Below are 14,125 nucleotides of genomic sequence, written 5' to 3' on the forward strand. Positions count from 1 at the left end.
GGGAAGCCTGGACCCAAGAGTGATCAGGCGGGGTTCGGTTGCTGTGGAAATGAACTAGTCAAGCATGTCATTGAGCCGACCAATTGTGACTAAGTGAGGTAGCAAGTATGGTACAAAACTTAATTATCATTTCTGTTCTAACGATGATTATCCATATGGTTGAAACTTCATCCTATGCATTACGGTTGGCAGGAGTGAGGATAAATAAGCTTGCGGTAGCTCTTTCATTACTGGGAATCACTGTTCTTGTTTCAAGGACTGCGAACTTGATTCAGGCACCCATGACGGCAAAGTTTATCGACTACAGCAAGACTGCCATTCAATTTGATGTTTTGGAGTATTTGCGGATTATATTGCTTGCTGCGTCTTTGGGCACGCTGTTGGGTATTCTTTTGTTTCCTACGCTTGTGAACCTGTGGCAGAGAGTGATCTCCAGATTTGAAATCGCGGGCTCTTTGCCCAAATTGTTTCTGAGTGTAACCATCGGGCAATTGAAGAATACCCGGCACTATATTCAAAGACCCTCTTTCCGGCTTTCCGGGTTGCGGTATTTGGGTATTCCCAAACGGTTCATTCTTCTAAACGTGCTTGTGACTGCTATCTACACAGTAGGTGTGCTGTCTTCACTCTATGCTGCGCATCTGGTCCCCGAATTAGGGACAGCAGCTTCGCAATCCTCGGGACTGATTAACGGGATCGCGACGATCCTGCTGACCATTTTCATCGATCCCCAGATCGGACTCATCACGGACAAAGCCTGCAATAGCGAGCTATATAAGGAGAAGCTGGGAAAAATTTATGGATTGCTCATGATTTCGCGGTTTTTTGGAACGCTTCTTGCTCAGTTTTTGTTGATACCGGCAGCTTACCTCATTAGCATTGTAGTCAAGCTTTTTTGATTACTAGGACAAGGAGAAGCGACGATGAACAAATTTGGATTGTACACGAAATTTACCGCCCATGAAGGACGGCGGGATGAACTGGCCGGTATGCTGCTTGAGGCAGCCCAAGGGATGGCCTCTGTGGAAAGTTGTGACGTGTATGCTATTAATATCCCGGATGAGGACTCGACCGGGGTATGGGTGACCGAAGTATGGAGTGATTCATCGGCTCATCAAGCCTCGCTGTCATTGGAAGAAGCCAAAAGCTTGATTCAAAAGGCTAGACCACTGATTGCAGGCATCGAACAAATCAAATTAACCACCTTGGGCGGGAAAGGAATCTATCGACTGAAGAAGGGGGAATCCAATGGTATCTATAAGAGAAATAAGGGAAGAAGATGCAGAGAGGCACTTGGCTCTGTGCCGTAAGTTGGATCATGAGACGAAGTTTATGCTGTATGAACCCGGAGAAAGAAGCACGTCCCTTGAGCATCACAGAAAATTTATACAGTCGTTTATTGCTTCCGATAATTCAACAATCCTGATCGCAGAACACGACGATCAGTTTGTTGGATATCTCTTAGTGGATGGAGGGAAGGCGAAGCGAATCAAGCATGTCGGATATATTGTTGTGGGAATCCTGGCTGCTTATCAAGGACAAGGGATTGGTACCCGTTTATTTCAAGCTTTGGAAGAATGGAGGGAGAACACCGAATTAAAAAGACTGGAGCTAACCGTGATGTCTCATAATGAAACGGCCGTTTCTTTATATAAGAAAATGGGATTCGAAATTGAAGGCACCAAGAAAAAATCGTTATATATCGATGGAAGATATATCGACGAGTTCTATATGGGAAAAACGTTTGAATAAGCTCGGTTGCAAGGAGGAGAAGGATTGAAGCCGAAGAAGAGATCCAGACTAAGAATCAAGGCAGGTTCCTATTATTTCAAGCTTAAGCGGTATATGAAATGGTATTTCGGAAACGTAACATTTGCACGCCGTATTCTCGACGATCATCTGCCTCATTCGGCTGCAAGTCATGCTACCCCGCTTCTTCGAAAGCTGAAAAATGTGGATATGTGGCTCCAGTACAATAAGATCAAAAATCTGCAAATCGCAATCCCCCGGCTTCATCAAGTCGTGATTGCTCCCGGAGAAACCTTTTCCTATTGGAAACTGATCGGCAATCCAACCAAGCGAAAAGGTTATGTAGAAGGAATGGTTCTCTATTATGGCACCTTTAAACCCGGAATTGGCGGGGGACTGTGCCAGCTATCCAATTTGATCTATTGGATCACACTCCATACTCCGTTAATCGTGACCGAGCGGCATCGTCATAGTTACGATGTATTTCCGGATGCGAATCGAACCCAGCCATTCGGAAGCGGGGCTACCTGTTCTTATAATTATCTGGACCTGCAAATCTATAATCCCACGGATCAGCCCTACCAATTGCTCGTTTATATGGACGAGGAATCTTTGCATGGAGAATGGCGGACAACGCGTGAGCCAGCCCACCATTTTGAAGTGTATGAGCGAGATCATCGAATATCCCAAGAGTATTGGGGCGGATACGTTCGAACCAATTCCATCTACAGGAAAAAATTCAATCTGGATGGCGAACTGCTTGCGGATGAATTCATTACAGGCAATCAGGCATTGATGATGTACCAGCCTTTGCTGAAAGCGAAGGCGGAATAAGAAGAGGAGGAGACTACTATTATGGTTCCTGAAAGAGTAAGTTTAATTACAATCGGGGCAACAAACCTGCCAGAGTTAAGAAGGTTTTACCAGGGGCTGGGCTGGAGCGAGACAGAGATTAGTTCTGATAACTACAGTGTATTCAAGACCGCTGGAGTGCTGCTCTCTCTTTTTCCTATGGAAGAACTGATCAAGGATGCCGGATTGGATGCATCGGTTGTTCCGGTTCAAGGGTTTAAGGGGATTACCTTGGCTATCAATGTTGATACGCCGGAGCAGGTGGATCAGGTTGTAGAAGAGGTGCGCTCTGCGGGAGGCAAGATCATCAAGGAAGCCGGAGAAACATTCTGTGGCGGGAGAACAGCCGATTTTCTCGATCCGGAAGGAAATGCCTGGGAGATTGCCTGGAATCCAACCGCTGTATTTGATGCCAGAGGGGCTATGGTCCATTTCTAGGGAAAGGAAGACAATATGGAAGATGCAAGCTTGAATAAAACATATGACATTAAGCTCCCGGCTTCCAGCTGGGTTGCGCTTATTTTACAGCTGCCGGTCATATCGATGATATTTTTTTCCGCTTTAACAGGTAGAGGCCTTTACTCTTCTATTTCACCGATGATCGGAACTCTATTTTCTCTATTTTATGCAGGCGCACTAATAGCACTCGGTATCAGAATGGTCATCCAGCCGCGTTGTATGGAAATTATCGGTGAGAAGATGATTGTAGGACGTAAGGAGATTACTGCAGTCCATATCGATAAGTTGGTTATTCAAGGCTACCTCAGCCAGATTATCGGAATCAAGCCTAAGGGAAAACGATTAGTTCCCAGCTTGCTATGCTTTAAGATCAAAGGAAATGAAGAGGAGTATATCGAAGAAATTATCCAGTGGGCCAAGCGGAATGGGATCGAGATTAAATACGGGAGAATATTCCGTTGGATTTAAATTCTGCCGATTTATTATTGGAGGAGTGCGCTATGAGCGAAAAAAGGGATGGGACCGTGATTGGCATTGATGGCGGAGGAACGCATACCCGGGTGATGATAGCCGATCTTTCCGGTCGTGTTCTTTCGTACATACAGAGCGGTTCTTCCTCCATTTACAAAGATTTGCGTGCGAAGGAAAATATGCACCAGGCCATGGAAGAAGCTTTGGAGCAAGCAAGAGTAAACCCTGCTGAGGTAAAAATGCTGGCGGCGGGTGTTGCCGGCTTGGATACGGAATCCGATTATGAATGGGTCCAGCCATTGACGTCTTTAAACGGGCTGGCTTGTCCAAGAAAGTATGTGAACGATGCAGTCGTAGCTCATTATGGCGCTTTTCTGGCGGAGCCGGGAATCGTGTCTATATCGGGAACCGGTTCAATCATCTATGCAAGGACGGAAACGGGAAGAGAGATCAAAAACTATGACCTGCATCATTATGCGGCGAGTGCGGCAAGATCGTTGGCGATGGAGGCTACGTTCGAGCTGCTGGCGGGAAATAGTGATGATAGTGATTCGGACTTGACTCGGGACATCCTTCATTTCTGGAAAGCAAGCAATGTTCAAGAACTATCCCTGCTAGCCCTCCAAGGCTTTATTAAAGAGCCGTTTGAACGGAACAGAAAATTTGCCGAACTGGCCCCGTTTGTTACCAAAGCGGCGATGCAGCATAGCAGGCTGGCTCGGCTGGTATGTGATCGTGCTATCCGGCAAATTGCTGTCGGAACGGAGCTCCTGGCCTCTTACTTCTCAGAACCGGAGGTTAGTGTGACTTTCATGGGAAGCGTAGCGCAAAGCGATTATTTTCAACAGCAGCTCACTGCGGCAATGGCTAGAGGCAATAACAAGAAGTATCGGCTTGTACAGCCGGCATTCACACCGGTGGCAGGTGCCGTATTGCTGGCATACAGAGAGCTTGGTATCGAGATAACTCCTCAAATTTTGAGTAATCTAAGCTATGCCTGCAAGACATAGTCAGAAAATAAGACCCCCATCAGAAGCAGGTCTCTTCTATTGGGGGTTTCGCATGATCTTTGGCTATTCAACGAATTGATCGGATGTGAACTCAATCGTACGATCGGCCATTTGAAGCTCAACTTTATACGCTCTCTGCGCAAAGCTGCTCATCGTGCCGCCAAACATGAAGGAGTCGTTTCCTTTCTCCAAGAGTGGAGAGGGCACGAGCTGATAAGGTTTCAACCGGGTTCCGATCACCCGTCTGATTCCGTTGGCACCGGGAGTATCATAGATGGGCTCCGTCCTTACAAGCAAGGACTTTCCATTTGTAAGCTGCAAGTGTATACGCCATTCTCCACCTTCAATAGAGGTGGTGTAAGTGAGATCTTCCTCGTCTACAAGGGATCCAATTGCGAGAAAATAAGTTAATAAGGAGAAAATCAATAAGAGGAAGATGCCCCCGGCTATCCACTTTTTTGAGGTCCTTTTTCTAACTTTTTTCAAATAATCTAATTCTTCCATATCAGCTGGGGGAGGATCCGCCAGCGGAGCGGACAGCTTATCATGAAGAGCTCGGCAGGACTCGCATACCTGAAGGTGTTGCTCATAATTTTCTGCTTGGCCCGGTAGAAAGTGACACGCGCCCAGTTCTCGCTCTTGCCGAGAATTTCTCCAATTTCAGCAAACGAAAATTCCCCGGATAGTCGCATATGTACAATTTCACGCATGGGTTCACTCAATTGGTGGATAGCTCGATACAGCTCCATCTTATTGTTATGAAAGAGCAAGCTCTTCCGGTGATAGTTCTGTTGAAGGGATAGCTTCATGAAGCTGCTGGCTCTGATGTTTATTTCTTCTCGCCAGTTCCTGGTACCAGACATGCTTCGCAATTTGACAGAGCCATACGCTGATTTTGCAGGACCCGTCAAAGGTATGAATAGAATACACTGCCCGATAAAAAGTTTCTTGAGTCATTTCGTTGGCTAAATCACGATCATGCGTAAGGCTAAATAAATATCTATAGACATGGTTGGCGTATTCTCTATAGATTCCATCCAAATCCTCCGCCACTTTCTCACCTCCTAAACTATATATCTGAAATTATCGCATTTCGTTACAAGGACAAGAAAATAATTATGACATGAGCAGAGAAAAGAGGATTTTTTTAAGACAGGTCAGAATAGTATCTTAATCTGCTATCGGTACGGGCGCAGCTGAATCTATGAGAGCGGAAGGGGCTACACCGAATGAACAATCTACAGCTTATCATGCCTGCCATAAATAACCATTAATAGAAGCACGAATAAGGAGTGGAGACGTTGAAAATTCTTATTGGCCTTCCTAAGCTGGAGAACCAAAATCGGCAGCTGAAGGAGCGTAGACAATGACACCGCTTTTTAACGGCCTGCTGCTCGGATTTTCTATCGCTGCACCAGTAGGACCGATTGGAATTCTATGTCTGCGAAAAACCTTGACCCAGGGAAGTTCCTTTGGATTCGTGGCGGGTTTAGGGGCGGCTTCGGCCGATGCAATCTACGGAAGCGCGGCTGCCTTGGGGCTGACAATAATCTCACAATTTCTAATTAAATATGCTTCATGGGTTCAATTGGTTGGCGCTTTATTTTTATTATTTCTTGCTTACCGTACGTTTAGCTCCCCGGTCATGCATAGGGAAGACTCTGACATCTCCAGGACCGATTACCTTAGGACCTTCGTGACTACTTTCTTCCTGACGCTCACTAACCCGTTGACGATCCTGTCATTTATAGGCATTTTTGCGGGGATGAACTTGGCCTCAGGCTCAGTGTCTTCGGTTTATCTCATCGTTGGGGTATTTATAGGATCGGCTGCATGGTGGCTTCTTTTAAGCACGGTAGTGGGGCTGCTCAGGAAGATGATCGGATCTAAGACAATGAAGTTCATCAATCTCTTCTCAAGTCTTATCCTATTATCCTTCGGAATTTACAGCATGTATTCCGCTTATGAAGGGTTAGTTCATCCTTAGGAACCATCGTAAGGAATAATAAAAACCAAGACAGCCGCCCATCGGCGGTTGTCTTGGTTAATATCAGTTAAGCAGCTTTCCTGCAGAAAGCTTTCACTACAGCACACTTCACACTTATGCCCTTTCTACGTAGTTTTTTTGATCAACTTATTCAGTTCTTTTTCTTCACAGGAATGTAAATGTCCATCTCTACCAACTCGTTGCGGTCACTCCAGCAGCGCTCGTCATAATATTCAAAATCGGGCGCTCCGGAGTGCTCATAGCCTGAATGAGGGAACCATTCACTGAAGATTGTCTGCCAGGTTGCTTGAATGGAATCGGTGAATTGATCCTGGGGCACTCTCGGAGTCGTAAAGACAGCATAAGTCTGCTCCGTTATATGATGTCTTTCCGCATCTTCAGGAACAACGGCGTCGGCATGAGCTTCAACGCCAATGATGTATTTGAATTCTCCCGTCTCCAAATTACATGGGGCACAGATGCCATACTCTGCATTGGAAGCGGCCTGATCATACAAAGTCTGCCCCAGCTTCTCTTCCATATAACGTTTCCAGAAGGCGGGGATTTCCCGGCTGTTTTCTCCTTCCTGGGAAGTTGTAAGGATTGAGTAGCCAATGATGTCAAAAGCAGGTTTCGTCACAATTTCATAATTCATCTGAATTCCTCCTAAATATGAATTGTAGCAAGGCTGCATGACGGATACCTTCGGGTAAGCAGGAGGCTGGATGCCCCGCTTCCGATATTCTCCTGGCGTCATGCCATATAATCGGCGGAAGGCGCGAGTAAAGGTTTCTGGAGTACTGAAGCCACAGTCCAGGGCAATATCCAGCAGCCTCTCATTGGAATAGGCTACCTTATTGGCGGCGCAAATAAGCCTTCTTTTTCGAAGATAATCCATCACCGTAGTTCCAGTCATGGCCTGGAAGACCCGAAGGAAATGGAACTCCGAAAAGCCGGCCTGTTTAGCCAGGGTAGAAAGGGACAATTCCATAAAGAGATGTGCTTCGATATAGTCTATGATATCCTGAATTATAGCCTCGTAAGTCGAAATCATGCTCGCCTCCTTCTGAAATTAGTCTATCATGGCGGGAACAGATGTTCTTGACGTTTTTTGCTTCTTTTTTGAAGGGCAATTAAGAATATGTAATCAAAGTAATCTTACTATAGGTAACTGGAAGAAATCACTAGAACAAATTTTAACTATTATAGATGGGGGAAGATCATTCTTTCAATCAGCGGGGTCATCGGGTTCTTGCTTGTGAATTTCCTGGCGGGGGCAGAAAGCGAAATCATGAAATGATCTTGGGGATCGCATGTTTAGCCTCTTGGATGTGGCTTGTGTATTAAAGCATGATATCCATCATATTCCCATCGGGTTTTATATTATATAGTTCCTTCAAAGTATTAGCTTATTGATGAAACGGCAAGAGTTGAATGAGGAGGCGGCCTATGAGTCGGATTGTCCAAGCATATTACGATAACAATGCGGACCGGGAATGGAGCAGATTGGAGAACCCCTATAGCAGGGTAGAATGGCTATCGACCTTAAGGCTGATGGATCGGTATTTTCCTGATACAGGTCATATTTGCGATATCGGATCCGGGCCGGGAAGATATGCGATTGAATTGCTGCAGCAAGGCTATCAGGTAACGCTTATGGACCTGTCCTCCAACGAGCTTGCTCTGGCTCAGAAGCGCATTGAGGGTCTGGGGCTTCAGGCAGAAGCTTATTTGTGCGAAAGTGCGATTAACATGCATGTTTTGAACGATCAATGCTGTGACGGCGCCCTGGTATTGGGTCCGTTATATCATCTGCTTAAGGAAGAAGAACGTTCACAGGTGATACGTCATGCATACCGGATCTTGAAGCCCGGAGGAGTCGCGTTGCTTGCCTACATTAATGCATGGGGAGTGCTCAAATCCGGGGTTTCCGAGTTTAGTGAATCCTGTAGAGATTCTGAAGAGATATATAAGTATTTGCAGGAGCAGCGGCTTAATGAGAATGAAGGCTTCACCCAATGCTATTTCACCATTCCTGTTAAAGCTATTGAAGAGGTCAAGGCCGGAGGATTCGAGATCATTACGTATGCCGGTGCGGAAAGCTTTCTGGCTGGAATGCGGGAGGAAGTGAGCCGCTTGTATATAGAAGATCCAGTGGTCTATGGAAATCTGCTGCAGGCAGCCAGTGAGACGAGCGAAGCACCGCAATATCGCGATGCTACAGAACATATGGTGATTGTAGTCAGAAAGCCGGATAATTCAGAATTTGGAGGTTAATCCATGTGTGATGAACAACGGAAGTCCGGGCTAGAAGCCCTATATCAAAGATTTGGTGCTGACCGGGAGTTTGCTCCAGGATGTGGGTGCTTTCTTTAAATTGCATGGTGATTTAGCGACCTGGGATCATACCCTGAAGGTAACCAGTCATGCAGTTAGAATTGCGCGGCTATATAATGTCGATCCGATGAAGGCAGAGCAGGCGGCGCTTCTTCATGACATCAGTAATGTCATTCCGGCGTCTCTTTTTCTGGAGACCGCACGCGAAGCGGATATAGAGGTATTGGATGAGGAGCTGGACTATCCGCGGATTATCCACCAGAAGTTGTCTCGAGCCATGGCAGAGCAGTTGTTTGGAGTGGACGATCTTCAAGTGCTGGATGCGATAGCTTGCCATACAACACTCAGAGCAGAGGCTACCCGTCTTGATAAAGTAGTATTTATTGCAGATAAAGTGGCTTGGGATCAGGCAGAGGATCATGCTTATCTAAATGAAATTCGACAGCTTGTAGACGAGGGACACTTGGACGAAGCTGTACTGGTCTATTTGAATCATGTATGGAATCAGCGCGACAAGTTGAAATTGGTTCATTCCAGCTTGATTCAAGCAAGAGCTTATATGTTAGAGCAAAAAGAGGCGGCAGAGGATCCTGCCAAGCGCAATTTAAGGCGGATGTTTCAGCATATGGACTGGTCCAATCATCAGATTCTGGAGGTATTGGACCGGGAACAGCCTGACGGTGATCGCGTTATCAAGCTGTTTGCTCACATCCTTTCAGCGGAAGCCATATGGATTTCCCGAATTGAAGGAAAGAGGGTTCAGGCGGCAGTTTGGCCGGATCATATGCAGATAGAAGATTTACGGAATTTGGCGGCGGAAAATAGAGACCGGTTCTCGTGTTATCTCGATGCGGTTACCCCGGAACAGCTGCAGCAACCCGTCACTTATGTTACTGGCGCGGGAGCAGAGTATACTACTGAACCTGTAGATATACTTATGCATGTAGCGCTGCATGGCAGCTACCATCGGGGGCAGATTGCTTCCTTGCTGCGAATGGCGGAGATCTCCCCGCCCGCCACGGATTATATACTTTATTTGCGGCAATTGGAACGTAAGGAATGATGGGTTCGATGACCGAGCTTCATGATCTTAAGTCAGGAACAACGTTACAGCAGGAAGTTTACAGATTGCTTCGCCGACACCGCTTCATGGAAATTCTGCATAGTTATCAACCGATTCTTGTCGGAACGGTGCCTTTGGACATTCAGGTTTCTGGCAGCGATCTGGATCTGATCTGTGAAGTGCATGATTTTGAGACGTTTCGCAAGGAGTCCGACACTCATTTTGCACATTATGCCGGGTATATGGTTCATGAGCGGGAAGTGGACGGTGTACCTCGCATCAAGGTTAACTTTCATTGTGAGCATTGGCCGATAGAGCTGTTCGGTCAGCCTGTTCCGACGGCACAACAGAACGGGTATCGGCATATGTGTATAGAAGCGCGATTGTTGTCGCTATTTGGAGAATCGTTTAAACAAACCATCATTCAGCTGAAGCAAAACGGATTAAAGACGGAGCCTGCCTTTGCCAAGGTGTTGCACTTGGAGGGAGATCCCTATGATGAGCTATTGAAGCTTGAGGGGAAAGCAGATCTGGAGCTGCTTAAGCTGTTATCTGCATGTGAATAGAAATGCCAATCTGTTGAGAGGTGAAAAAAATGTCGTATTTAACTGGAGAGCGGGTTACACTGCGAGAGTATCGTATGGAGGATATACCAGCGATTCGCAAATGGGCTAATGATAATGAGATTACGGATACGTTAAGCGAGGTCTTTTCTTTTCCACACACCTATGAGAATACGGAGTCCTTTGTTCGCTCCATGGTGGAAGGGAAGACCGATACGAAGGGCTTTATTATTTCGGAAAAAGAAACGCTGGACTACATTGGACAAATCGATTTGTTTAAATTCGATTGGCGTAATCGCTGTGCAACCATCGGGATTGTGATTGGGCGCAAAGAGTTGCTGGGACAAGGCTATGGGCGCGAAGCGCTGCGGTTGATTCAAGAGTTTGCTTTCAAGACACTGAATCTGCACCGATTGGAGCTTCAAGTGATGGATTTTAATGAGCGGGGATATCGGTGTTATGCCAGCTGCGGCTTTAAGGAAGAGGGGCGGCAACGACAACGGATATTTTATAAAGGTCAATATCGGGATATGATTACGATGAGTATTCTCTCCCATGAGTATAATTAAATAGATGTTCATCAAGCTGATCCTGCATCGTCGCCAATTTTGCGATGCAGGATTTTTTATTTGAGCAACCTTCCAAACCCTTCCAACGTCAATAAAACAAAAAGCAATTAGGGGGAGTCTATGTGAAAAAGAAAATGTGGTTTCAAGGGATGTTCTTGCTGATGAGCCTGCTGCTGCTGCTTAGCGGATGCGGGAGCGCTAACAATGCTGATCATGCTTCCAGTGCGTATGACAGCTCTGCCAACTCAGGTGGGGCTGAGACAGAGAGTTCATCCATGAGTATGGCTGATTCCTCTTCAGCGGAGGCGCCTTCCTCCCCGGCGATGGATAAGGCGGTTACGGCAGCACAGGAGCCTCAGTCTCTGCCTTCCGGTTCAGGGATTCCTTCGGGAAGTATCGCAGATGATTTGAACAAGAAGCTCATTTACCGGGCAAATGTTGTTATGAAGGTTGAAGAATTTTCAAAGGCTCAGGCACAGATCAAGGATTTGGTTAGCTTATCCGGCGGTTATATTGTTGAGTTCTCGGAAAGTCAGTCTACGTATGAGCAGGGCGGGAATTTTGTGCTTAAGGTTCCGGCGTCCGGATTTTCCTCTTTTCTGGAGCAATTAGAGCAGCTTAAGCCCGAATCTTTTCAGCAAAGTATTCAAGGACAAGATGTATCTGAGGAATATGTGGACCTGGAATCCCGCTTGAAGGTCAAGGAGGCCGTAGAAGCAAGATATCTGAAATTCGTTGGGGAATCGAAGAGTACAAGCGATCTGGTTCAATTCACGAATGAGCTGGAACGGATTCAGACAGAGATTGAACAGATTAAGGGGAGAATGAGGTACATCGATAATAATGTCTCCTTCTCCACCATTGAAATTCGTGTGTATCAAACAGATGATAATTCCTTGACCAAGCTGAGTCAGGATCAAAAACCACTCTTGAAACGTGCCGGGAATGCGCTGCAGGGAAGTCTTGAGGCAATCTCGGTCATCCTTCAGTGGCTCGTCATCTTTATTTCCGGAGCACTTCCGGTAATTGTCATAGGCGCGGTGATTTTTGCAATTATTTGGCCGCTGAGACGGCGGAGAGCCCGGTTGCGAAATGAGAAAATTGACAGTCCTTTAGTTGAAGCAGAGCCTGAAAATAGGCTAAAGGACTAGTGTTCTGCAGAGTTGAATGGAAGGTCAATATGTGCGCTATGATAAATTTAACAGCCAAGCTCGTTGACAAGTCGATTTTTTTGAAATATATTGAAAACAAGACAGACGAATGTGAGCGGCAGAAATAACAAACGGGACTTTTTGACTAGATAATTAAATAATTTGGCACACCAAATCGAAAGATTGGGTCGCAAAGCCTTGGAGTCTAATAATCCAGTGATTAATGACCGTCCGGCTGCATAACAATAATTATTGTTTATGCAGCCGTTTTTTGTTTTTCTCACGTTCTCTGCGGCTATATGCCGTGAGATAAAAAATACCCAACAGTAAGGAGGGTAGAAAATAACGTGCCTGAAAGGGAGGAAATCTATGAAAAAATGAGGAGGAACTTATGAAACGCGGGTTGAAGATTGTAGTATCTTGGCTATGCCTATTTTCACTTTTTGTTGGACCGTTGTCTGTATTTGGAGCAGGAACAGGGGAGATCTCCTGGCCTAATCCGGGGGCAACACAGCTGACGAAGACGGCTGAACCTACCGGTAAGTCAGGGGAGTGGAAAATAACCCTGAAGGTGGAAGGAAAGAACATCCAGTCTAGCTCGGATGTTGTGCTGGTTATTGATAAGTCCGGGAGCATGGACAATGGCTGGTGGTGGGAGGATGGCAAAATTGACAAAGCAAAGGAAGCAGCAAAGAAATTTGTGGACAATTTGCTTCTCTCCGGTTCAAATAACCGGGTAGCCGTTGTTGCCTTCAACAAATCGTCTTCTCTTGTCTCCGGATTTAAAGGGCCTGCCCAGAAAACTGCCCTGAAGAATGCAATTGATGATATTGAAGCAGACGGTGGCACTAATATTCAGTCAGGGCTTAAAAATGCCCGTGATCTATTGGGAAGCAGTTCGGCACAAAATAAAATCATTGTTGTACTGAGTGATGGTGAGCCGACATACAGCTTCAAGGGAACACAGGCAACAAGCTACAGCTGGTCGAACAATAGTTATGGCTATGCCTTAACAGCTTTTAAATATAATGAGACCCTTGGCAGTGGCTCAAACTTCAATATTTCCAATTATAACGTCAATGGATATAGTGTAAAAGATAATGGAATTGGAACGATTTCGGAAGCCAAACTCGCCAAGGATGCAGGCTATAAAATTTACTCTGTCGGGCTGGATGTTTCCAATAACAGCAATGCGATTAAAGTGCTGAAGGACGTTCAGAGCGAGGGTTACTTTCCGGCGAACAGTCAAGAATTGAACACGATCTTCCAGCAAATGGCGAGTCAAATCACTTATGCAGCTCAAAACGCCAAAGTGATCGATCCAATGGGAGATATGTTTAATCTCAAGAAGCAAGGAGCCGATGTAAGTCCAAGCGATTATACAGCCTCTCAAGGAACCGTTACTTGGAACCCTGGGACAGAGACATTCACCTGGGATATTGGCAACATTGCAGAGGGGAATCCTGCAACCCTCACCTATACAGTGGTCATGGACCAATCCAAAAACCCCGTTTCAAACGAACTCTATCCTACGAACGGAACAACAACCTTGACTTATACAGATGTAAATAATAAGAACGTTTCGAAGGATTTTGAGGTACCGAAGGTAAGTGTCGGTAATGGTTCTATCCTCATTAAAGGTTATCTTGTAAATGAGGCTGGAAATCCAATCAATGCAGAAGGCGTTGAGGTGGAGGGGCCAGCATTTGCAGAGCCTTTGTACAGTGAGTATTACAAGGATCAAAGCGGTAAGGAAGCATTCCCTGTAGGCACCACACATTCTATAGCGGCAAAGACAGTTGAAGGATATCTATATCAAGTCGGGGGAAGCCCTAAGTCGGTTACTCTTACTGTAACGAATCCAACCCCAACTGTGTGGTTCGGTTATACGGTTGCAACTGAAGCCGCGGTACA

General features: G+C 45.9%; 18 protein-coding genes and 1 riboswitch. Of the genes, 14 read left to right on the forward strand and 4 right to left on the reverse strand.

What is annotated here, in order from left to right:
• Positions 1-107: 107 nt before the first annotated feature.
• The 7 genes from TX85_RS06305 to TX85_RS06335 are packed head-to-tail and all read left to right on the forward strand — an operon-like array spanning position 108 to position 4,541.
• On the forward strand, positions 108-899 hold the full coding sequence (locus TX85_RS06305) for a lipid II flippase Amj family protein (RefSeq protein ID WP_044478255.1): 792 nt from the start codon (positions 108-110) through the stop codon (positions 897-899).
• A 24-nt stretch (positions 900-923) separates the two neighbouring features.
• Entirely contained in the window at positions 924-1,310 is a 387-nt protein-coding gene (locus TX85_RS06310; protein ID WP_081671658.1) for a putative quinol monooxygenase, read from the forward strand.
• 1 nt (position 1,311) lies between these two features.
• A complete protein-coding gene (locus tag TX85_RS06315; protein WP_316244875.1) occupies positions 1,312-1,752 on the forward strand; it encodes a GNAT family N-acetyltransferase in 441 nt (146 codons plus the stop codon).
• A 24-nt stretch (positions 1,753-1,776) separates the two neighbouring features.
• Positions 1,777-2,583, forward strand: a complete 807-nt coding sequence (locus tag TX85_RS06320; protein ID WP_044478257.1) for a VanW family protein — start codon at positions 1,777-1,779, stop codon at positions 2,581-2,583.
• Positions 2,584-2,604: 21 nt separating this feature from the next.
• Entirely contained in the window at positions 2,605-3,039 is a 435-nt protein-coding gene (locus TX85_RS06325; protein ID WP_044478258.1) for a VOC family protein, read from the forward strand.
• A gap of 30 nt (positions 3,040-3,069) precedes the next feature.
• Positions 3,070-3,528, forward strand: coding sequence for a hypothetical protein (locus TX85_RS06330; RefSeq protein WP_148444340.1), 459 nt, complete (start codon positions 3,070-3,072; stop codon positions 3,526-3,528).
• A 32-nt stretch (positions 3,529-3,560) separates the two neighbouring features.
• Entirely contained in the window at positions 3,561-4,541 is a 981-nt protein-coding gene (locus tag TX85_RS06335; RefSeq protein WP_044478260.1) for an N-acetylglucosamine kinase, read from the forward strand.
• Between the two features lie 63 nt (positions 4,542-4,604).
• Here TX85_RS06335 and TX85_RS27005 read toward each other — a convergent pair whose 3' ends face one another.
• From TX85_RS27005 to TX85_RS27350, 3 genes are read right to left on the reverse strand one after another with little or no spacing between them, the layout of a single operon-like run.
• On the reverse strand, positions 4,605-5,045 hold the full coding sequence (locus TX85_RS27005) for a hypothetical protein (RefSeq protein ID WP_148444341.1): 441 nt from the start codon (positions 5,043-5,045) through the stop codon (positions 4,605-4,607).
• On the reverse strand, positions 5,033-5,290 hold the full coding sequence (locus TX85_RS27345; protein ID WP_071784167.1) for an RNA polymerase sigma factor: 258 nt from the start codon (positions 5,288-5,290) through the stop codon (positions 5,033-5,035). The genes TX85_RS27005 and TX85_RS27345 overlap by 13 nt, the downstream gene beginning before the upstream one ends.
• A gap of 7 nt (positions 5,291-5,297) precedes the next feature.
• Positions 5,298-5,594, reverse strand: coding sequence for an RNA polymerase sigma factor (locus TX85_RS27350; RefSeq protein WP_071784168.1), 297 nt, complete (start codon positions 5,592-5,594; stop codon positions 5,298-5,300).
• A 313-nt stretch (positions 5,595-5,907) separates the two neighbouring features.
• Here TX85_RS27350 and TX85_RS06350 point away from each other — a divergent pair, with 313 nt between their 5' ends.
• Positions 5,908-6,528 (forward strand): LysE/ArgO family amino acid transporter, encoded by a 621-nt coding sequence (locus TX85_RS06350; protein WP_044478262.1) that lies wholly within the window; start codon positions 5,908-5,910, stop codon positions 6,526-6,528.
• Positions 6,529-6,679: 151 nt separating this feature from the next.
• On the opposite strand, the gene TX85_RS06355 is transcribed toward TX85_RS06350, so the two are convergent.
• Complete coding sequence (locus TX85_RS06355) at positions 6,680-7,579, reverse strand: AraC family transcriptional regulator (RefSeq protein WP_044479861.1); 900 nt, start codon at positions 7,577-7,579, stop codon at positions 6,680-6,682.
• 398 nt (positions 7,580-7,977) lie between these two features.
• Here TX85_RS06355 and TX85_RS06360 point away from each other — a divergent pair, with 398 nt between their 5' ends.
• From TX85_RS06360 to TX85_RS06385, 6 genes are all read left to right on the forward strand, one after another.
• Positions 7,978-8,805, forward strand: coding sequence for a class I SAM-dependent methyltransferase (locus TX85_RS06360; protein WP_044478263.1), 828 nt, complete (start codon positions 7,978-7,980; stop codon positions 8,803-8,805).
• 55 nt (positions 8,806-8,860) lie between these two features.
• Positions 8,861-9,928, forward strand: coding sequence for a bis(5'-nucleosyl)-tetraphosphatase (symmetrical) YqeK (gene yqeK, locus TX85_RS27355; RefSeq protein WP_233500731.1), 1,068 nt, complete (start codon positions 8,861-8,863; stop codon positions 9,926-9,928).
• Positions 9,925-10,494 carry a DUF4269 domain-containing protein gene (locus tag TX85_RS06370; protein ID WP_049894833.1) on the forward strand — a complete coding sequence of 190 codons (570 nt, stop codon included), beginning with the start codon at positions 9,925-9,927 and terminating at the stop codon, positions 10,492-10,494. The genes yqeK and TX85_RS06370 overlap by 4 nt, the downstream gene beginning before the upstream one ends.
• A 29-nt stretch (positions 10,495-10,523) precedes the next feature.
• A complete protein-coding gene (locus tag TX85_RS06375) occupies positions 10,524-11,060 on the forward strand; it encodes a GNAT family N-acetyltransferase (protein ID WP_044478264.1) in 537 nt (178 codons plus the stop codon).
• A 122-nt stretch (positions 11,061-11,182) separates the two neighbouring features.
• Complete coding sequence (locus TX85_RS06380) at positions 11,183-12,211, forward strand: DUF4349 domain-containing protein (RefSeq protein WP_049894834.1); 1,029 nt, start codon at positions 11,183-11,185, stop codon at positions 12,209-12,211.
• Between the two features lie 154 nt (positions 12,212-12,365).
• Positions 12,366-12,454, forward strand: a riboswitch (cyclic di-GMP riboswitch).
• A gap of 364 nt (positions 12,455-12,818) precedes the next feature.
• Positions 12,819-14,125 (forward strand): vWA domain-containing protein (locus TX85_RS06385; protein WP_222860703.1); only part of this gene is annotated, 1,307 nt, incomplete at its 3' end.

This window comes from Paenibacillus antibioticophila (assembly GCF_000455265.1).
Lineage (GTDB): Bacteria > Bacillota > Bacilli > Paenibacillales > Paenibacillaceae > Fontibacillus > Fontibacillus antibioticophila.